15 protein-coding genes and 1 tRNA gene are annotated in these 21,242 nt (G+C 40.6%); 11 read left to right on the top strand and 5 right to left on the bottom strand.

What is annotated here, in order from left to right; translation table 11 throughout:
* Window positions 1-24: 24 nt before the first annotated feature.
* Window positions 25-981 (bottom strand): methylenetetrahydrofolate reductase, encoded by a 957-nt coding sequence (locus CWB75_RS17360; protein ID WP_138571299.1) that lies wholly within the window; start codon window positions 979-981, stop codon window positions 25-27.
* A gap of 238 nt (window positions 982-1,219) precedes the next feature.
* Here CWB75_RS17360 and CWB75_RS17365 point away from each other — a divergent pair, with 238 nt between their 5' ends.
* Window positions 1,220-4,102 (top strand): M16 family metallopeptidase, encoded by a 2,883-nt coding sequence (locus CWB75_RS17365; protein WP_138571300.1) that lies wholly within the window; start codon window positions 1,220-1,222, stop codon window positions 4,100-4,102.
* A gap of 72 nt (window positions 4,103-4,174) precedes the next feature.
* On the opposite strand, the gene CWB75_RS17370 is transcribed toward CWB75_RS17365, so the two are convergent.
* Together CWB75_RS17370 and CWB75_RS17375 are read right to left on the bottom strand one after the other, a co-directional pair.
* On the bottom strand, window positions 4,175-4,489 hold the full coding sequence (locus CWB75_RS17370) for a helix-turn-helix transcriptional regulator (RefSeq protein ID WP_008110269.1): 315 nt from the start codon (window positions 4,487-4,489) through the stop codon (window positions 4,175-4,177).
* A gap of 1 nt (window position 4,490) precedes the next feature.
* The gene (locus CWB75_RS17375) at window positions 4,491-4,898 is read right to left on the bottom strand and encodes a hypothetical protein (protein WP_138571301.1); all 408 of its coding nucleotides are present in this window, start codon (window positions 4,896-4,898) and stop codon (window positions 4,491-4,493) included.
* Between the two features lie 326 nt (window positions 4,899-5,224).
* Between CWB75_RS17375 and cysE the strand changes: the two genes are divergently transcribed.
* Together cysE and CWB75_RS17385 are read left to right on the top strand one after the other, a co-directional pair.
* On the top strand, window positions 5,225-6,043 hold the full coding sequence (gene cysE, locus CWB75_RS17380; protein WP_010387694.1) for a serine O-acetyltransferase: 819 nt from the start codon (window positions 5,225-5,227) through the stop codon (window positions 6,041-6,043).
* Between the two features lie 17 nt (window positions 6,044-6,060).
* Complete coding sequence (locus CWB75_RS17385; protein WP_128583356.1) at window positions 6,061-6,705, top strand: hypothetical protein; 645 nt, start codon at window positions 6,061-6,063, stop codon at window positions 6,703-6,705.
* A 15-nt stretch (window positions 6,706-6,720) separates the two neighbouring features.
* On the opposite strand, the gene xseA is transcribed toward CWB75_RS17385, so the two are convergent.
* Window positions 6,721-8,055, bottom strand: coding sequence for an exodeoxyribonuclease VII large subunit (xseA, locus tag CWB75_RS17390; RefSeq protein ID WP_138571302.1), 1,335 nt, complete (start codon window positions 8,053-8,055; stop codon window positions 6,721-6,723).
* Between the two features lie 134 nt (window positions 8,056-8,189).
* On the opposite strand from xseA, the gene guaB reads away from it, so the two are divergent.
* From guaB to rimI, 6 genes are all read left to right on the top strand, one after another.
* Window positions 8,190-9,659 carry an IMP dehydrogenase gene (guaB, locus tag CWB75_RS17395; RefSeq protein ID WP_008110278.1) on the top strand — a complete coding sequence of 490 codons (1,470 nt, stop codon included), beginning with the start codon at window positions 8,190-8,192 and terminating at the stop codon, window positions 9,657-9,659.
* A gap of 104 nt (window positions 9,660-9,763) precedes the next feature.
* Entirely contained in the window at window positions 9,764-11,341 is a 1,578-nt protein-coding gene (guaA, locus tag CWB75_RS17400; RefSeq protein ID WP_010387703.1) for a glutamine-hydrolyzing GMP synthase, read from the top strand.
* A 462-nt stretch (window positions 11,342-11,803) separates the two neighbouring features.
* On the top strand, window positions 11,804-13,402 hold the full coding sequence (locus CWB75_RS17405) for a response regulator (protein WP_249362343.1): 1,599 nt from the start codon (window positions 11,804-11,806) through the stop codon (window positions 13,400-13,402).
* A gap of 236 nt (window positions 13,403-13,638) precedes the next feature.
* A tRNA-Trp gene (locus CWB75_RS17410) sits at window positions 13,639-13,715 on the top strand.
* Window positions 13,716-13,780: 65 nt separating this feature from the next.
* A complete protein-coding gene (locus CWB75_RS17415) occupies window positions 13,781-14,065 on the top strand; it encodes a hypothetical protein (RefSeq protein ID WP_109874210.1) in 285 nt (94 codons plus the stop codon).
* A complete protein-coding gene (gene rimI / locus CWB75_RS17420; protein WP_171039131.1) occupies window positions 14,052-14,516 on the top strand; it encodes a ribosomal protein S18-alanine N-acetyltransferase in 465 nt (154 codons plus the stop codon). The genes CWB75_RS17415 and rimI overlap by 14 nt, the downstream gene beginning before the upstream one ends.
* 3 nt (window positions 14,517-14,519) lie before the next feature.
* Here rimI and CWB75_RS17425 read toward each other — a convergent pair whose 3' ends face one another.
* Window positions 14,520-17,177, bottom strand: coding sequence for an ATP-binding protein (locus CWB75_RS17425; RefSeq protein ID WP_138571303.1), 2,658 nt, complete (start codon window positions 17,175-17,177; stop codon window positions 14,520-14,522).
* 347 nt (window positions 17,178-17,524) lie between these two features.
* Between CWB75_RS17425 and prfC the strand changes: the two genes are divergently transcribed.
* Window positions 17,525-19,114 carry a peptide chain release factor 3 gene (gene prfC / locus CWB75_RS17430; protein ID WP_138571304.1) on the top strand — a complete coding sequence of 530 codons (1,590 nt, stop codon included), beginning with the start codon at window positions 17,525-17,527 and terminating at the stop codon, window positions 19,112-19,114.
* 62 nt (window positions 19,115-19,176) lie between these two features.
* Window positions 19,177-20,919, top strand: a complete 1,743-nt coding sequence (argS, locus tag CWB75_RS17435; RefSeq protein WP_010387709.1) for an arginine--tRNA ligase — start codon at window positions 19,177-19,179, stop codon at window positions 20,917-20,919.
* Window positions 20,920-21,242: the final 323 nt, after the last annotated feature.

Below are 21,242 nucleotides of genomic sequence, written 5' to 3' on the forward strand. Positions count from 1 at the left end.
CTGCCCGAACCCCGAACCCCGCAATTAAGCTATTAGTTTCTCCGCAAGGTTGAGTTCCATTGTGGCTTTTAATAAACGGTATAAGTTAATTGATGCGTCTATTTCTTCTTTACGGTTGGTTAAGCTTTCAATATTTAAACCCAGCGGCACACCTAAGTGCGCACAGCTTTTTAAAATCGAGTCGAGGTTTTCGCGACAAATACGCACCGATTCGCTTAATGTATTTTCCGAATCAAGCATGCGCCATTTAGTTGCCTCTGGCACTGAGATGCCTAGCCACTGCATAAACTCTAAGGTTTTTTCACCACCACAAGGCGTAAAGGTTAATATAATCCGATTAGGTGTCAGGCCTTGTGCTTTGCATGTGCGCGCATAACTGGTTATTAAATCTATAGTTGCTTGTGCGTTGTAAACGGCTTGAGAGATAAAAAACTGACACCCTTGTGCTGTTTTTTCTATTAAGCGTTGGTGCTCGTTTCGCTTATTGGCATGGCGCTCAGCAATGGTTACACCACCTAAAAAGAAATCTTCTGACTGCTCTGCCAGAGTTTTGTAGGCATTCGGTAAGCTCAGCTTTATATCACCCGCTGATGAAGGACTACCCACTAACACTACGTTTTTTAAATCGTAGTCATTTTTAGTTTCATCTAACCACGCTTTAAACTCACTCACACCGCGCTGAGCTACACTTTTATAAGTAATTACATCAAGATCAGATAAGCCTCGTAAGAGTTGACTGTACTCGCGCGGGTCAACTGTTTGCTTAAATGCAAATGGACGCGCTTGCTGTGTACGGCTGCTTTCATCTTGAATGTCATAAATAATTACGCCGTCATATTCAATTTCGTGTAAACGGCCTAATAACTTTTCGGCAATGACTTTTAATTGCGCTTTATCAGTCCCAATTTTTGGCGGTGTTGTGCCAATTAGGTAAACACCTTGGTTGGTGTCCTGTATTTTTTCTTGAAGTGATAAAGCCATAATCCCCATTCCAGCTTAATTTGTGATGATGGATTTAATATAGCAGCCATTTAGACGTCTAGATAGATTTATTTATTGAAAGTTTCTCAACTAACGTGAATTATTTTCATAGTTAAATTAAAAACTGACACAGTTGTTTACATAATTAATAGGCTTAGGGCTCTTATATTTAATTACTTTACGGCATACTTAGTTTGGTAAATGTTTTAAAAATTGCTCAATTTAAAAAGGGATAACAATGAAATTTAAATTATTGGCAACTAGCCTAGCGGTATCGCTGGCCTTAACAGGTTGCGCTATGCAGCAAAGTCAAAACACGCAAACAGCAGCTCAACAAGAACAAGTTAATAAAGCAGATGAGCGTGTTTTTTCACAAGATTACCTAATAGAAGAGCTAGATAACGGCCTACGTGTGATGGTAGTTAAAACCGATTACCCAGATGTAGTATCGCTACAAATACCGGTATCTGTTGGCTCGCGTAATGAAGTGGAAGCGGGTAAAACTGGTTTTGCTCACTTTTTTGAACACATGATGTTTAAAGGCTCTGAAAAGTTTCCGCAAGATGTGTATTCAGATATTCTAAAAAATTCAGGGGTTGATAACCGCGCCTACACAACTAACGATTACACTAACTACCACTTAAATTTTTCAAAACAACATCTTGATAAAGTACTTGAGATTGAAGCTGATATTTTTCAAAACTTAAGCTACACCGAAGAACAATTTAGAACGGAAGCGCTAACGGTTAAAGGCGAGTACTTAAAAAATAATGCCAGTCCAATTCGTAAATTATTAAGTGCGGTACGCCAAGAAGCGTTCGAAAAACATACCTATAAACACACTACAATGGGCTTTTTTGAAGACATTGAAGCTATGCCAGATCAAATGGCCTACGGTAAAGAGTTTTTTGATAAGTTTTATAAGCCTGAATATGTATCGCTTGTGATTGTTGGTGATGTTGATCCAAAAGAGACCATGGCGATGGTTAAAAAACATTGGGGTAACTGGCAAAAAGGCGACTATGTTGCTGATATTCCTAAAGAGCCAACTCAGCAAGCGCCAAAATATGTGCATGAGCAAAACGAGGGATTACCTGGCCATTGGTTACTTGTGTCGTATAAAGGGGCCGCATGGGAGCCTCAGAAAAAAGACCGAGCCGCATTAGATTTACTGTCGCAGCTTTACTTTTCGAGCAATTCAGATATTTACCAAGAGCTGGTAGTAGAAAAGCAAATAGCGAGTCAAATGTTTACCTATAACCCAGAGACTAAAGATCCAGGGTTACTGCATGTATTTGTAAAAGTTGAAAATGCCGATGATTTAGCCACAGTGCGTGATGCTATAAACCGTACCTATGCCAAAGCGCGTACCGAGTTGGTTGATAGCCAAAAACTCAGCGATTTAAAGTCTAATCTTAAATACAGCTTTATAAATGGTTTAGATTCATCGCAAGCAATTGCCTCTACACTTGCCAGCTATATGCATTTTGAGCGCGATCCTGAGGTAATTAATCAGCTGTATAAATCGGCAGATAATATTACTAGCGAAGATATTAGAGCCGTTGCAAATAAGTATTTTGTTGATAATGCCCGCACCACAATTACTATGTCGGCACTTGATAAAGCCCCTGGTTTTGAACAAGAAAGCGATTTAAATGCCTTGGTAGCTAAGTATCAGCAAGCACCGACTAAGCCAATCTTTAAGGTGCTTGATAAAACCAATAGCTCGCCGTTAATCGATATTAACTTATTATTTAATACCGGTGCAGCTGCCGATCCACAGGGTAAAAAAGGCGTAGCGGCTTTAACTGCCGCAATGCTGGCGCAAGGTGGCTCAACCTCAATGAGTTACAAAGATATTAAAAAGGCAATGTATCCGCTGGCGGGTAGTTTTGGTTATCAAATAGATAAAGAAATGCTGTCGTTCCAAGGGCGTATTCATAAAGATAATGCTGCTCAGTGGTATGCCCTAGTGAGTGAGCAGCTGTTAAGCCCAGGCTTTAGAGAAGATGACTTTAAACGTCTGAAAAAAGAAATGATCGATGGCATTAAATCGGGTTTAAAAGCTTCTAACGACGAAGAGTTGGGTAAAGAAGTGCTCTACAGTGTGCTTTATAAAGGCCACCCTTATGAAAGCTATAACTACGGTGACTTATCTGACTTAGAAGCGCTCACTCTTGATGATGTTAAAGCGTTTTATAATGCTGAACTTACACAAGCTAAACTTACTGTGGGTTTAATTGGTGCTGTGCCTGAAAAACTTAAAGCACAAATGTTAGCTGACTTGGCGACACTTCCAAAAGGCGAACAAAGCCGCTTAACAATCCCTGATGCGCCAGTGCTTAAAGGTCATCATGCAACGATTGTTGAAAAGTCAGCGCAATCAACGGCTGTGTCGTTCGGGTTCCCTATTGATACCATTCGTAGCAGCGAAGACTGGACCGCATTGTGGCTAGTGCGTTCGTACTTTGGTGAGCATCGCAGTTCTAACAGTTACTTGTACGAACGTATTCGTCAAACGCGTGGTATGAATTACGGTGATTACGCCTACATTGAATACTTCCCTAGAGGTATGTTTCAAACTAAACCGGATGCAAACTTAGGGCGCTCTGAGCAAATATTTCAAGTGTGGTTGCGTCCACTGCGCTCAAACAACGATGCGCATTTTGCAACCCGTACCGCATTATTCGAGCTAGATAAGCTAATTAAAAATGGCATGACTGAGGCTGATTTTGAAGCCACGCGTAACTTTTTAATTAACTTTGTGCCACAAATGGTTGCTAGTCAAAATCGCCAGTTAGGTTATGCGCTAGATAGCGAGTTTTATAACACCGACAGCTTTGTAAACTACGTCACAAGCAAACTGAAAACATTAACTGTTGACGATGTAAATCGCGTGATTAAAGACAACCTACAAACTGAGAATATTCACTATGTGTTTGTTACCGGTGATGGTGAAGATATGCAAAAACGTTTAGCAACTATGCAAACCTCGCCTATGGTGTACAACACCGATAAGCCTGCCGAGTTAGTGGCTGAAGATAAGGTAATTGCTGATTATAAACTGGCAATTCCTGCAAAAAATATTGAAGTAGTGAAAGTGGATAAAGTATTTCAATAATTTAAGTTCTTAAGTTTTTAAGTACTAAAAAATGCCCCTGTGCCGTAAGCATTGGGGCATTTTTATATTTTATTAGTTACTTACTAAAAGTACTGAGGCTGCACCAAGGGCAAAACTAATAACAGAGCTAATAACTAAACCAGCAATAAAACTTTTAGATGGGCTGTTATTGGCATCATTTTGGTTGTTTTCATCAAGCTTAATAAGCTCACCTTGGCGTACTTCAAATACCGCACATAAGGCCATGGTGGTTTCTTTTGAGGCTGCACCTTCTTTTTCTACTCGTTGAATGGTTCGCAAGCTTACATCGCAGGCATCGGCAAGCTGTTGTTGTGTCCAATCGAATGTGTGTCTAAGTGACTTTACCGTTGCAGGGTTTAATTGCATGTTAAAGTTTCCCTACAAATAGCTCTACGACTGTTGCTGTGGTATAGCCAAATACTGCACCACCTAATGCACAACCTAGAATAAAAAAAACCGCTTTTTTAGGATCGCTAGGAAGACTACTTTGAACTTGCTTGGCAAGCACTTCTTGATCTTTGTAAAGAGTGCATTCAAGTCGTCCTGTCAGTATGTTGAGCATGTCAAATTTCACTTGGTACTGCGAATTTTCAAATTCAAATGTGTGTGAGCTTTTTATATTAACACTGCGTCTGCTGCTAACTAAGTCATCGTTAATATAGACTTCTTCTTTACCAGTAAAGTAGCTTCCAAAACAGGCTATTTGGTTATCGCCATCTTGAAAGTAAAATTTATAGCCTAATTTTTTTGTATTTAATATGTCGTTTTTCATCATCGTTATCCTTGTTGAGTTGATGATGCTAATTTAGCGTTTATTATTATTTTTTACGCCGTCAGCAGTACGCCAGTGGCTATTTTGGCACATGACACAAGTGCTGTCATATATTGTTATTTACTGATTTTTATTAACTTATTTTATTTTTGTATGAATAGCTAAATCAGCCTAGCTGTCATATGCTCTAGCTTTAAAAAAGTATTACATAGATAAAACTTAGCTAGTTATATCTAATAACTAGAACAAATAACTAAGGGATTAACACCTAGGCGGCTAAATCCGTTAGAATTAGCGGTAGGCTCTTTGTACTAACTTAAGGCATTATTATGCGTCATGAAATTTGGCAACAGCTTCGTAGCGAAGCAAATGAAGTAGTAACTCGTGAACCCCTTTTAGCGAGCCATGTGTATTCGTGTATTTTAAATCATGAGTGCTTAGGGTCGGCATTGAGTTTTATTGTTGCTAATAAACTAGCTGATGCTGTGGTTTCTGCTTTTACAATCCGTGAGTTGTTTGACCAAGCTTTTGTAAAGTGTGACCGCATGCTGACACATGTTGCTCATGATATTAAAGCAGTAAAAGATCGTGACCCTGCAGCCGAAACCTACCTTACTGTGATTTTAAATTTAAAAGGGTTTCACGCGATTCAAGCACACCGTTTAGCAAACTGCTTATGGCAGCAAAACCGTAAAGAGCTTGCACGCTTTATTCAAAGCCGTACCTCAGAGGTGTTTGGGGTTGATATTCACCCTGCCTGTAAAGTAGGCCAAGGCATCATGTTTGACCATGCTACCGGTATTGTAATTGGCGAAACCGCCGTGATTGAAGATAATGTATCTATATTACAATCGGTTACATTAGGTGGTACGGGTAACGAGCAAGGCGATCGCCATCCTAAAATCAGGGCGGGCGTACTTATTGGTGCGGGCGCTAAAGTGTTGGGTAATATTGAAGTGGGTGAGGGCGCACGTATTGGTGCAGGCTCTGTGGTACTAAGCCCTGTGCCGCCTCACACAACTGCTGTTGGCGTACCTGCAAAAATTATTGGTCGTCCTGATTGTGAGTGCCCGGCAGAAAGTATGAACCAAAACTTTTTAGAATACCCCGAGCCAGAAAACGAATCGCACACCAGTGCAATGCTTTAATTTTTGAGTACCTAGAAATGATATATAAAAGTAACCTTGTGGCTATGCTGCTCTGTTTTTCTTCAGGCGTGGCGTTAGCAAGTGGTTACTTTTTGTTTTTTAAAGATTCCACTCGTGTTTCCTCAGCGCCCAAACAAGCTGTAATCTCTTCGGCTAACACTCAAGTCAATAATCAGCCAACTACTTTGCAAGGCCTAGTGCAGGTTAATAAAGCCCAAGAGGCTGATCAACAAACTCAGCTAGCACAACATGTGGTTGAGCTTAATCAGCGGCTTGAAAAAAAATCAATCCAGCTTAAGCAGTCTCAACAACAGTTAAAGTTAAATCAATCAGAAAGTGTAGAGCTTGATGATGAGCTCGCAATACAGTTTGAACAAGAGGCTGATAATCTCGAATGGAGTTACGAGCTTGAAGTCGCGTTAACTGACTTTTTAATTATTAATGAGTTTGCAGATAGCGCTGAGCTTACAGCGCTAAAGTGTAAGCAAACAATTTGTAAGTTTGAGCTTACCATTAACCAACATGCCGTTAATTATGGAGCTAAATTATGGCGCGAGCTAAACGATAAGCTTCATCTTGAACCTTGGTGGCAGCAATTTAAACTCAGTGCATCTCAATCTAACGATGCCCGTATTGAGTTTACTGTTAGTACACAAGGCTAGCGCTTAGCAATATGGCTAAGCTTCTACCTTTGAAATAACCTGGCCATCTACTAACTCAGTGATCAACACATTACCCACTTTTACATCTTCCACTGATTTAACCACTTTATTTTGCGCCGTTTTCGTTATGCTGTAACCGCGCGCTAATACATTAAGGGGGCTAACCGAATCAAGCCGACTCGCCTGTAAGGCAAGCGTATTATTTGCGTGTTGTAGCTGCTGCTGCATCGCTTGGTTTAGCCTTGCATGGAGTTGTGCTAACTGATAGTTTGCATTTGCTAGCTTTTTATCTGGTGATTGGCGCATTAGGCGTGGAGTTAAATTAGCTAACACGCGTTCTTGCTTGTATAAACGCTGACGCATTGCCTGTTGCAGTGCAATACTCAGTTCATCTAAGCGTTGTGATTTTTGGTTTAGCTGATTGCGCGGGTGGCATAAATTTAAGCGGTGCTGCAACTGTATGGCTAGTGCGCGTTTATCGGCAATGTCGTGTTTAAATGCATTCGCTAAACGGCTAATTAACTGATGAACCCTATTATGTAGCTCTTGTGTATTGGGGCTTACGAGCTCTGCGGCTGCAGAAGGAGTTGCTGCACGTACATCAGCAACGTAATCGCTAATCGTGGTGTCTATTTCATGGCCAACAGCGCTCACAATGGGTAGTGCGCTTTGATAAATAGCGCGAGCAAGGTGCTCATGGTTAAAGCACCATAAATCCTCTAATGAACCACCGCCGCGCCCGAGTATAATAACGTCGACCTCATTACGTAAATTTGCCAGCTCTATTTGCTTTATTAAATGGCCATGCGCTTCTTTGCCTTGCACCATCGCAGGATAAATAACGACTTCTAATTGCGGCGCACGACGTTTTAGTACTGTTAAAATATCTTTAATTGCGGCGCCTGTAGGTGAGGTGATCACCCCTATGCGATTTATGTTTTGGGGTAGGGGTTTTTTATAAGCGGAGCTAAATAAGCCCTCTGCAGCCAAACGCATTTTTAGCGCGTCAAACTCTTGCTTAAGTTGCCCTTCGCCGGCAGGCTCCATATGTTCAACAATAAGCTGGTAGTCACCACGGGGTTCGTACAAAGATACACGTGCTTTAACGGTTACTTGTGCGCCGTTAATTGGTCGGTAACTTTGGTTGCGATTATTGCCTCGCCACATGGCGGCTTTAATTTGCGCTTTATCGTCTTTTAACGAAAAATACCAATGCCCAGAAGCAGGCGCAATAAAGTTAGAAATTTCACCAGTGAGTACTAAAGACGCAAAACCTTGTTCAAGCAAGGCACGTATTTCACGATTAAGGCGAGATACGGTATAAACCGTTTGCGAGGGCTTAGAAAACATAAAAACTACCAAAAAACATTTATAAATCTAGCTTATCATAAATAAATACAAAATATTATTTACTAGTGCCTACAACGCTGTTAAAATTTGGCCGCAATTCCTTATCTTAGATCCACATGTGAGAAGTTGCCAAAATGCTTAGAATCGCTAAAGAAGCTCTTACCTTTGATGACGTACTTTTAGTACCTGGTCATTCTACTGTTTTGCCACATACGGCAAATATTTCAACTCGCTTAACGCGTGGTATCAAACTTAACTTGCCGCTCATTTCAGCATCTATGGATACTGTTACTGAAGCTCGTTTAGCTATTGCCCTCGCGCAGGAAGGTGGTCTTGGTTTTATTCATAAAAACATGACCATTGCAGAACAAGCGAAAAATGTTCGTAAAGTTAAAACCTATGAAGCAGGTATTGTTTCATACCCTGTTACAGTAACCGCCGATCTGACTATTGCAGATGCCGTTGAGCTGTCTCAGGAAAAGGGATTCTCAGGTTTTCCGGTCACCGATAGCGAAAATAACCTAGTAGGTATTGTAACTAGTCGTGATATGCGCTTTGAAACTAAGCTTGAACAGCCGGTTTCAACAGTGATGACGAAAAAAGAAAACCTAGTAACGGTTAAAGAGGGAACTGCTCGCGAAGATATCTTAAGCTTAATGCACGAACACCGCATTGAGAAGATTCTTGTGGTTGATGATGCGTTTAAACTTAAAGGCATGATCACCGTAAAAGATTACCAAAAAGCACAAGACAAACCAGACGCGTGTAAAGACGAGCAAGGTCGTTTACGTGTAGGTGCTGCGGTAGGTGTTGGCGCAGGTACTGATGAGCGAATTGCTGCATTAGTTGAAGCCGGTGTTGATGTACTACTAATCGATACTTCTCATGGTCACTCACAAGGTGTTATTGACCGTGTTGCAGCGACTCGTCAAGCTTACCCAGACTTACAAATTGTTGCGGGTAACGTGGCAACTGCCGAAGGTGCTATTGCCCTTGCAGATGCCGGTGTTGATGCTGTTAAAGTAGGTATCGGCCCAGGTTCTATCTGTACTACACGTATTGTTACTGGTTGTGGTGTACCACAAATAACAGCCATTTCAGATGCGGTTGAAGGCCTTAAAGGTCGCGATATTCCAGTGATTGCCGATGGCGGTATTCGTTTTTCTGGTGATATTGTAAAAGCACTCGTTGCGGGTGCATCGTGTGTAATGGTTGGCTCTATGCTCGCGGGTACTGAAGAAGCACCAGGTGAAGTTGAACTTTATCAAGGTCGCTACTACAAGTCTTACCGTGGTATGGGTAGCCTAGGTGCGATGGATCAAAAAGAAGGTTCATCAGATCGCTACTTCCAAAAATCAAACCAAGCTGACAAGTTAGTACCTGAAGGCATTGAAGGTCGTGTTGCTTATAAAGGGCCAATTGCGACAATTATTCACCAACAAGTGGGTGGTCTTCGCAGTGCAATGGGCTTAACCGGTTGTGCCACAATCGAAGAGTTAAACACTAAACCACAGTTTGTACGTGTAACTTCTGCTGGTATGGGTGAGTCGCATGTTCATGATGTGCAAATCACTAAAGAAGCACCGAACTACCGTTTAGGCTAATCAGCCTTAACAACTTGAAATAAGTGGGCTAACCTTTGTTAGCCCTAATATAGTCACACAGCTTAAGCTGGTGGCGTTTAGCACCTGACTTTACGAGATACTTCATGAGCAAAGACATTCACGATTCACGAATCCTCATTTTAGATTTTGGTTCACAATACACGCAGTTAATCGCCCGTCGCGTACGCGAAATTGGTGTTTATTGTGAGCTTTGGGCTTGGGATGTAACCGAAGAGCAAATTCGCGAGTTTAACCCACAAGGTATTATCCTTTCTGGTGGCCCAGAATCAACTACGCTTGAAAACAGCCCGCGTGCTCCTGAGTATGTATTTAATGCAGGCGTTCCAGTACTTGGTATTTGTTACGGTATGCAAACTATGGCAACACAGCTTGGCGGCCGTGTACATAGCTCAGATAAAAAAGAATTTGGTTACGCACAAGTTGAAAAAGTGGGTAACTGTGCATTATTTGATGCCATTGAAGATCATATTACTGATGGCGGTAATGGCGTACTAGATGTGTGGATGAGTCACGGCGATAAAGTAATGGAAATTCCAGATACTTTTAAAACCACTGCTAAAACATCTACTTGCCCACATGCGGCAATGTCTAACGAAGAAAAACGCTTTTACGGCGTACAATTTCACCCAGAAGTAACCCACACACATCAAGGTCAACGCTTATTAGAGCGTTTTGCTATTGATATTTGTGGTTGTGAAAAATTATGGACGCCAGCAAAAATCATTGATGATGCTATTGAGCGTATCAAAGAAACCGTTGGCGACGACGAAGTTATTTTAGGCTTATCAGGCGGTGTAGATTCATCGGTTGTAGCTATGCTTATTCACCGTGCTATTGGTGAGCGACTAACCTGTGTATTTGTTGATAACGGGCTACTTCGTTTAAACGAAGGCCAGCAAGTAATGGACATGTTTGGCAATAAGTTTGGTTTAAACATTGTTAAAGTAGATGCCGAAGATCAATTTTTAAATGACTTAGCAGGTAAATCAGACCCAGAAGATAAACGTAAAGCCATTGGCCATACGTTTATTAACGTATTTGATGAGCAAGCTAAAAAGCTTAAAAACGCAAAATGGTTAGGCCAAGGTACAATTTACCCTGACGTAATCGAATCAGCAGCTTCAGCGACTGGTAAAGCACACGTAATTAAATCGCACCATAATGTGGGCGGCTTACCAGATGATATGCAAATGGGCTTAGTAGAGCCATTACGTGAGTTATTTAAGGATGAAGTACGTAAAATTGGTTTAGAGCTAGGTTTACCGTACGACATGCTTTACCGCCACCCATTCCCAGGGCCAGGTTTAGGTGTGCGTGTACTTGGCGAAATCAAAAAAGAGTACTGTGATTTACTTCGCCGCGCTGATGCTATTTTCATTGAAGAGCTTCACAAAGCAGAGCTTTACCATAAAGTAAGCCAAGCGTTTACTGTATTCTTACCGGTTAAGTCGGTAGGGGTTATGGGTGATGCACGTAAGTACGATTGGGTTGTTTCACTTCGTTGTGTAGAAACCATCGACTTTATGACTGCGCGTTGGTCACATTTACCGTATGAGTTCTTAGGTGTGGTTTCAAACCGCATTATTAATGAAATCGACGGTATCTCACGTGTTGTTTATGATATTTCAGGTAAACCACCTGCAACTATCGAGTGGGAATAATTGTATGCTGCAAGCCATTAATTTAATGGCTTGCTTTTTCTTATTGAGCTCAACTTTTTAATCACCATCCAACCACAAAAACACCCAGCTAAACACCTCTAAGCAAAACCTTATCAAAAAAGTCACGCTTGTAGCAGCGTAAAAATAACAATTTAAACTTTCATAGCATTAAATAAGCTCAGTAAACTGCGGTTATAGACATTGTAAAAAGAGCTGCTAAATTAAAAAACAGTTCTATACTATAAATAAAATCAAACAACTCAGGTATGAGAATATAATTTTGTCCCTATTTGCAGTTTAAGCTCTCCCGTTGCAACTAGCTAAAAATTAATAAAAAAAATGTATTAATACAGGGGAAGAGTAAAAGCGTTTTTATTGGAGGAGGGGATTGTTAAATACCATCCTAAACCTTTGATAGTTTCTTATTAGGTCGCAATTTGATATAGGGTAATGAGGGGTTTTGTGAGAACTGATGAGTCAGCGGTAAATAGGTTCGAAGAGCAAATGCAACTTTTCATCCTTTGGTTGTTGTGTGTGGGTGGATTGTTAACTGCAGCTAGCTTATTTATACTTGAGTTGCCGAATAATACATTGTCATTAATGATAATTGCTGTGTGGGAGTTATGTGCATTAAGCGCTATTACCTTAAAAAAAATTCGACAACGCTTGTTAACTCTATTGGCTATTTTGATTACCTTGGCTTTTCCCTTTATTATTTTGGTAAATGGTGTTGTCCCAGCTAGTTTAGCTCCGCTGTTTGTGGTGGTGTTAGTGCTCGTCCTAAAGGGTCAAACGCGTATTATCTGCATGTGTATCTTAAATATTACGCCATTAATGTTACTTGCCAATGGTGAGCCCCAAACCACGGCGATTGTGGTACGCGTTGTGTTTAGCACTATCGTTCTTTCCATCTTAATTTATTACCTTCTTAGTAGTTATCAAGCATTAGTCGATAAAACTCAATTGCAATTAGATACAAATGAACGAATATATGGAGTCATTGGGCATGAGTTGCGAACACCCGCTGCAACCATAAAAATGCTAATAGATATTGAGCTTGAGCAAAACTGTTCGAAAAATATTTTAGAGTTGCAGCGGTTATCCAGCCACTTACTATGTGTGTTGGATGATATGAAGACGTCCTCTAGTAGTGCTACCTTAGCTGTGTACAAGAATAATGAAACTATATCGGTTCATGATACCGTTGAACGGGCGATCGAAGGAGTAAAGCCTTTAGCCGAAAAGTATAATTTTACTATTAACTTCTCAGCAAAAAAAGCAGTTACAGAGCATCATATAGGCTCCACTAAAGCTATCTTCCAAATTATTCAGAACTTAATTAAGAATGCGATATTACATAGTGGTGGCAGCACAGTTACTGTAATGAAATCAGCCGAATCCTTAAGCCATGATAAAACCCATTATCGTATTAATGTTATTGATGATGGTAAAGGTATTGATGTTAAATTTCGAGATAAGATGTTTAATGCATTTGAACGTGGCGATACATTGAGTGAAGGTACTGGGCTGGGGCTTAATATCTGCAAGCAAATAGCTAACACTTTGGAGGATGGAGATTTAAGTTATATTAGTAGCGAAAACGGTGGCGCTAATTTTGAGTTCGTCTTTGTTTTGCATAGTGTTGATGAGCATGATGCAGCCTCAATAAGAGTGGATGATTTCGAATTACTGCAAAACCTAAAAATACTGCTAGTCGAAGATACACCTATGCTGCGTATGATAGCCAGTAAGATCCTTACCCAAAATGGCGCGATAGTGACTGAAGCAGAGGATGGTATTATTGGTTTAAATCAGGCAAGCTCAGGCGATTTTGATTTAGTCATCACGGATATCATGATGCCAAATTGTGATGGCTATGAGCTAACTGCCAAACTTCGTGAGCAAGGCTTTGCTAATCCCATTATTGGCGTAACAGGCGCCACAGTTGGCAGTGAAGCTGAACGCTTAATTGCGTGTGGCGCGAATGCGGTTTTGCCTAAGCCACTAACACTTTTGAGTATTACAGAGGAGCTGAAAAAGTTAAAAGTAAATAAAACTTAAGTGTCTACAGGCAATTACGCAATGGCAAGTTTGAAGTCATAACCGCTTTAGTTTTATTGAGTGAGCTAAGACGCTACAAGCAATTGAGACTGAATAGTATAATAGTTGTTAAAAAGTGAAAAACCATAAATTAGCATGCTTATTCGCCGTTTTGTTTATTTAAAAAGCAAACAAACCAAAAAGTTGAATTTTTACTTTACCTTTGTCAAAAGGTCTTTATAATTCATCGTCATTGCAGGGGCGTAGTTCCAATTGGTAGAACAGCGGTCTCCAAAACCGACGGTTGGGAGTTCGAATCTCTCCGCCCCTGCCATTTCTTCTTTACATCGTTTTGATTACTTCATATATTATTCAACTTACTAATTCCATCGAGTCGTTATGCATTCACGTTACGCATCTGTTTTTGGTATAGAAAAGCTTGAACTTAATCAACACTTTCGCCCAGCTCCATTAGAGCAGTCAGCTAATTCATCGTTAACACTCTGTGATACGTTAAAAGATGATATTGAGCGTGCGTTTGCGCCTGTAATAATTAACAAGATTGTTAAATCATCAACTATTGAGTTTAATGAGCAACAATTAGGCTTGCCTGATTCTTCCCTGTCCAGTGCACAAAAACGTGCGTTATGGGCATTAATGAGTGAACACCTTGATACACTTTAAATCGGTTACCGGTGAGAATATCAATGAGCTTATGGCCATTGAAACCAGCTGCCACACACATCCTTGGACATTAAAAACAATGCAATCATGTTTGCAGGGACGTTATTTTAATTTAGCGGCGTTCGATGAAGAGCAAATGATAGGTTTTTATATTGGCGAAAAAGCAGGACCCGATTTTACTCTAATGGATATTTGTGTCGCCCCAAGCTTTCAGGGACAAGGATTTGCTCAGCAGTTATTAACGCAGTTTATAGCGTATGGTGAGCAACAAAGCGCCGAGAACTTATTTTTAGAAGTACGCGAATCTAATACACGGGCGATTGCTTTGTATGAACGAGCAGGCTTTATTGAAATGTCAGTGCGTAAAAATTATTACCCCAGTGACGCACCCAATAAAAACGGCTTTGAAGACGCGATTTTAATGGGCATGGCACTGGGTTTAAATTTTTAAGGATTACTTATTAGCGATGGCTTGCTCTATTGCGGCAATAAGTTCTGCAACGTGTTTTTCTCTTTGTGGCATATCATTGCCTTTTAAGCTTTGTTCAACCGCTGAGGCGCTTTGGTAAATTTCATCAAAGTTAAAACAACCAGCGCTGCCTTTAATACTATGGGCAAGGGCGCGTAATGTCTCACAGTCACGGCTGTTATATAGTGCTTTTATCTGTTGTAAATAATCAGGTAAACTTGCTAAATAATTAGCATTTATTTGCTGAAACTTTTCACTCTTCAATAAGCTATCCCACTTGTTTTGATTATCACGTTCAAGGTGTAAATAGCTGACTAATACATTTTCTAGTGCGTCTTTGTCAATGGGTTTACCCAGCGCTTTATCACAGCCTGCTTCAAGGTAAGTATCAATATCATGATTCATCACATTCGCGGTCAGAGCGATAATTGGGCCATCATAGGCCGCATCTCTGAGCATTTTAGTTGCTTCTAACCCACCCATAACCGGCATTTGCATATCCATGATTATAAGCTGGTAGTCGTTTACCAGAGCCATTTCTACCGCTTGTGCACCATTGTTGGCTATATCGGGCTCTAATCCCCATGTTTGTAATAGCAATTTAATCAGTAACTGATTATCGGGGTTATCTTCTGCTACCAAAATATGCGCATCAAAGCTGTTGCTTGCAAAAGATAGCTGCGGATCCTTTTCTGGTGTTAGTTGAGAATGCTCGGTTAATAATAAATTGCCGCCATGGCTATTATGCAAATGGCAATCTATATCGACGGTAAAGCAACTACCCACACCCACCTCACTGGTTACACTTACATCACCACCTAGTAACTGAGCCAAGTTTTTTGAAATACACAGCCCTAACCCCGTACCACCAAACCGACGTGTCGTTGTAGCATCGGCTTGCTCAAATGGCGTAAATAATCGTTTTATTTGGTTTGACGACATACCAATGCCGGTATCTTCAATAACAAAGGTAAGCGTTTTTGGTGCTTGGTATTTAGCGGTTATTGTAACCTGACCTTGCTCAGTGAATTTAACCGCATTACTGGCAATATTAATCAGTATTTGTTTTAAGCGAGTAATATCACTATTAATAGTATGCGGTAGCGGAAGTGCATAATTAATTGTAAATGACAGCTGCTTCTCTTGTGCTAGAGGTTTAATGATTGATTCAACATCATGAATAAGTTGTACAACATTTAACGGCGTTTGCTCAACCGCGAGTTTTTCGGCTTCAATTTTTGAAAGATCGAGAATGTTATTAATAAGCTCTAACAAATGTTTTGAGTTACGTAGAATAGTGCCTAAATGATGTTTGTCATTGGTTGGTTTTTCGCTATGCAGTAGTTGCTCTGTAAATCCCATAATGGCTGTAAGCGGAGTGCGAATTTCATGACTCATATTGGCTAAAAAGCGGCTTTTAAGCTGGTTTGCTTGTTCTGCTTGGGCGATGGCGGTTTCAAGCTTACTGTTCATTGATTCAAGTGCCTTAGTCCGGCTCTCTACTTTGTCTTCTAAGTGATGCTTATATTCTTCTAGTTGCTGTTGATAATGCTTAATTTGGTTAATCATGTGATTAAAGTCGTTAAACAGTATTCCTACTTCATCAGTAGTATATGCAGGGAGTGTAACAGAGAGGTCGCCATCACCAACGCGATGACTTGCTTCACCTAATAACTCTATTGGGTTAAGCAGTAAATTACGCACCACAATAAAAATTAAGATTGGTAGGGTGATCACAGAAATAATAACAATTAGCCCGGTGATCACACTAATTGCTTTGCCTGACTGATACAATACTGCTTTTGGAATGGTCGATACATAATAGTAGCCGCCACTCATTTGGGCTGCAAAAATCAATCGCTCTATTTTATCAACACTTGAAAGTTCAATGGTTGATAAGCTGCCTATATCCGCTAAATCGTTAATTTTATTTAGTTCATACTCGCTGACATAGTGGCCACGCATTTTATAATCGGAGCTAAATAAAATTTTACCATCGTTGGCCAGTAACAAATTTAATGTGTTGTTATAAGGCGCTTCTAAAATGCTGGTGTTTAAAATAGAGGGGTCGACTTTAAGAATAATAAAGCCTAATTGTTGTGGGCGTTTTAAATAATAGTCGACGCTATATATGCGCTGCACAAAGTATAAGTTAGTGGTGCCATCTTCTTTTTGCACCATAAACTGCTGCTGGCTTAAATTACTTTGTTTAACTTGATCAAAAAATGGGTAGGATTTGGGCGCTACGGTTAAATTACTGGAATAATAGGCGTCACTTTTACCTGTTTTTGAGACTAAGTTAATACTAATAATGTCAGGGTAGGCTTCACTGTAACTGGCAAATACGTCCATTAACGCGCCAAGGCGGTATGTATAGCTGGCGTCTTCAAATAAATCTTTAGCTAAAAAGTCACTTAGTACCGGTGAAGCAGAGAGTAACTTAGCCGTTGCATGAAAAGAATCGATATAGTTGAATACTTTTTGCTGTTGTTGTTCTACAAAGCGACTCATAATCAAGTCGGCCTGCTTTTGCGTAGAGTTGGTCACATTAGTGAGCGTAAAGCCCCCTAAAAATAACAATGGCAGTATAACCAGTGGAGTTATATACCATAATAATCGAATACTTAGCTTACTGGTTTTCATTACCCAACATCAAATCCTCCATGTAATCGACCAATAATATGATTTACAGCCCTATTACTCAAGCTTGGTGTTAAGTTAGTGGGCAATTTATAGCGTTATTGTTAATAATCGCTGAAAACACCAAACTTAAAAAAGATCCGTTAATAACCAACCATTGATTGTTTATAAAGCCAAGATCAGCGAAAATAGTCTTTAATTACGATTAACTTAACGGATAGCGTCACAAGAGCTAATTTGGGTTCTTGTTGGGGTATGTTGAGCTTTAGAGGTTAGCTTGTTTTTAGCCTTGAAAGCTCAGCATACTAAAATACAAATACATCCGTATATCAACTAAAAGAACCTTTTTAATGGCAGACCAAAATCTCCTTAGCGAAATTAATAAACGCCGTACCTTTGCGATCATCTCGCATCCGGATGCGGGTAAAACCACTATCACTGAAAAAGTATTGTTATTCGGACAAGCAATTCAAAAAGCTGGAACGGTAAAAGGCCGTGGCTCTAATCAGCATGCTAAGTCTGATTGGATGGAAATGGAAAAAGAGCGTGGAATTTCTGTTACTACCTCTGTAATGCAATTTCCTTATAACAATGCGTTAGTTAATTTACTTGATACCCCAGGACACGAAGACTTCTCTGAAGATACATACCGAACTTTAACCGCGGTAGATTCGTGTTTAATGGTAATTGATGCTGCTAAAGGTGTAGAAGAACGTACCCGTAAGCTAATGGAAGTAACACGCCTGCGTACCACGCCTATTGTTACCTTTATGAATAAATGTGACCGTGATATTCGCGACCCAATGGAACTACTTGACGAAGTAGAAACAGAGCTAAATATTGCCTGTGCACCTGTTACTTGGCCAATTGGCTGTGGTAAAGAGTTTAAAGGTGTTTACCATATCCATAACGAAGAGACCATTTTATATAAAACAGGTCAAGGTCACACTATTCAAGAAGTACGCAGCATTAAAGGGCTCGATAACCCTGAGCTTGACCAAGCCATTGGTGATGAACTTGCAGCGCAGTTACGTGATGAACTAGAGCTAGTTATTGGTGCATCACACGAATTTGATTTAGGGCTATTCTTAGCGGGTGAGTTATCGCCTGTGTATTTTGGTACCGCACTTGGTAACTTTGGTGTAGATCATGTTTTAGATGGGTTAACTCAGTGGGCGCCAACCCCCTTACCACGTGAGACAGAAGACCGCCAAGTTGTAGCCACAGAAGAAAACTTCACTGGATTTGTATTTAAAATTCAGGCCAACATGGATCCAAAGCACCGTGACCGTATTGCATTTATGCGTATTGTGTCGGGTAAATATAGCCAAGGCATGAAAATGAATCATGTGCGTATCGGTAAACAAGTCAGTATTTCTGATGCGGTAACCTTTATGGCGGGCGATCGTGAGCGTGCGGCTGATGCTTACGCTGGTGATATTATTGGTTTACATAACCACGGTACGATTCAAATTGGTGATACCTTTACCCAAGGCGAAAAAATTAAGTTTAGCGGTATTCCAAACTTCGCCCCTGAATTGTTCCGCCGTATTCGTCTGCGCGATCCATTAAAACAAAAACAGTTATTAAAAGGATTGGTACAGCTTTCAGAAGAGGGCGCAGTACAAGTATTCAGACCATTAATTAATAATGACTTAATTGTAGGTGCGGTAGGTGTGTTGCAGTTTGACGTGGTTGTAGCGCGTTTAAAAGCTGAATATAACGTTGATGCAATTTACGAAAGCGTTAATGTAAATACAGCCCGCTGGGTTAGCTGTGATGATGTTAAAAAGTTTGAAGAGTTTAAGCGTAAGTGCGAAAGCAACTTAGCACTCGATGGTGGCGATAATTTAACTTATATCGCGCCGAGTCGTGTAAACCTTAACTTGTCGACTGAGCGTTACCCTGAAGTGACATTTAACCACACGCGTGAGAACTAACACTTAGCCATTAGAATTAACACAAAGCCTGCTTTGGCGGGCTTATAAAGGTAAATAATATAATGAATATTCGTACTATTTTAGTAGAAAAAGCCATTGCCGCTATGACCGCCGCAGGCCTGCCAGAAGATACTAATCCAGCAGTTACGCAAAGCACACGCCCACAGTTTGGTGATTACCAAATTAATGGCGCGATGGGCGCGGCTAAAAAAATGAAAAGTAACCCGCGTGAATTGGCGCAAAAAATTATTGATCAGTTAGATGTAAGTGACATTGCCGAAAAAACTGAAATTGCTGGCCCTGGTTTTATTAATATTCACTTAAAGCCAGAGTTTTTAGCACAAAGCGTACAAGCTGCTAATAACCATGCAAAACTTGCCGTAAATGAGCATGCCAAACCACAAAAAGTAGTGGTTGATTACTCATCGCCTAACCTTGCAAAAGAAATGCACGTAGGTCATTTACGTTCAACTATTATTGGTGATGCTGTAGTACGTGCGCTTGAATTTAGAGGCGATACCGTTGTTCGTCAAAATCACATGGGTGATTGGGGCACACAGTTTGGTATGTTGATTGCGCATTTAGAAGATCAAATTAATCAAGGTGTTGATTTAGATACTGTTGCGCTTGCTGACTTAGAAACCTTTTACCGCGATGCGAAAAAGCGTTTTGATGACGAAGAAGGCTTTGCTGATAAAGCACGTAACTATGTAGTTAAACTGCAAAGTGGCGACGCACACTGTGAAAAACTGTGGAAACTATTTATTGCCACTTCAGTGAAGCACTCTGAGGAAGTATACAAGCGTTTAAACGTAACCCTTACGCCTGCCGACATTATGGCTGAGAGTGCTTATAACAGTGAACTTAACGATATTATTAGCCTATTAAAAGATAAAAATATTGCAGTAGAGTCGCAAGGCGCGCAGGTAGTATTTTTAGATGAGCTGGCAAATAAAGACGGTGAGCCTTCAGCGTTTATCGTACAAAAATCGGGTGGCGGCTTCTTATATGCAACCACAGATTTAGCCGCGTGTGATTACCGTTCAAACAAACTAGGCGCTGAGCGTATTTTGATATTTGTTGATGCGCGCCAAAGTTTGCACTTTAATCAAGTGGAACTTACTGCGCGTAAAGCTGGTTTGTTACGTGATGAAACCAGTTACGAGTTTTGCCCATTTGGCACCATGATGGGTGCTGATGGCAAACCATTTAAAACCCGTACAGGCGGCACGGTAAAATTAGCTGATTTACTTGAAGAGTCAATTACTCGCGCAGCAGCTAAACTCGCTGAGCGTGAATCAGATTTATCTGACGAAGACCGTAGTGAAATTGCCCGTAAAGTGGGTATTGGCGCGGTTAAATACGCAGACCTTTCTAAGCATCGTACCAGCGATTACATTTTTAACTGGGACAGCATGTTAAGTTTTGAAGGCGCAACAGCCCCTTACTTACAATATGCGTATACGCGTGTTCGCAGTATTTTCCGTAAGTCAGGTGTTGATGCTGCAAGCTTAAAGGCTGATGTGAGCATTATTGAGCCGCAAGAGAAAACGCTCGCGCTTAAATTATTGCAGTTAGAAGAAGTCCTTGATCTGATGATCAATGAAGCCACACCGCACGTATTATGTGGTTACTTATACGAACTAGCTAGCCTATACATGACATTCTACGAAGCTTGCCCAGTACTTAAAGAGGGCGTAGAGCCAAGTGTTCGTGATAGCCGTTTAGTGTTGTGTAATTTAGTGGCAGATACGCTGAAAACAGGATTGGATCTGTTAGGCATTGAAGTCATGGAGCAAATGTAATCACCGTCGTATTTTAATCTAATACTGTGTTGTCCACTCGACTGACCCTAATCACATACAACTACGTATGCTCATAGGGATAAGTCGAGTGTCCGCCTTATCTTAGACTAAACTACTTAGGTGAACGTCTGCTGCGTGTAGTTCGCTTTAGCTGCGTTGGTAAAACTATTTAGCCTAAGTCACATACAAAAGTAACAAGGTACTAGGAAGAAATAGGCTTTAGGCACTAGGAAAAGTGTGACACGTATTACAGAGCGCTTATAAACTTTTGACGAACCTAGAACCTAGAACCTAGAACCTAGAACCTAGAACCTAGAACCTAG

Origin of the sequence: Pseudoalteromonas sp. S1608 (genome assembly GCF_005887265.1) — a bacterium.
Lineage (GTDB): Bacteria > Pseudomonadota > Gammaproteobacteria > Enterobacterales > Alteromonadaceae > Pseudoalteromonas > Pseudoalteromonas undina.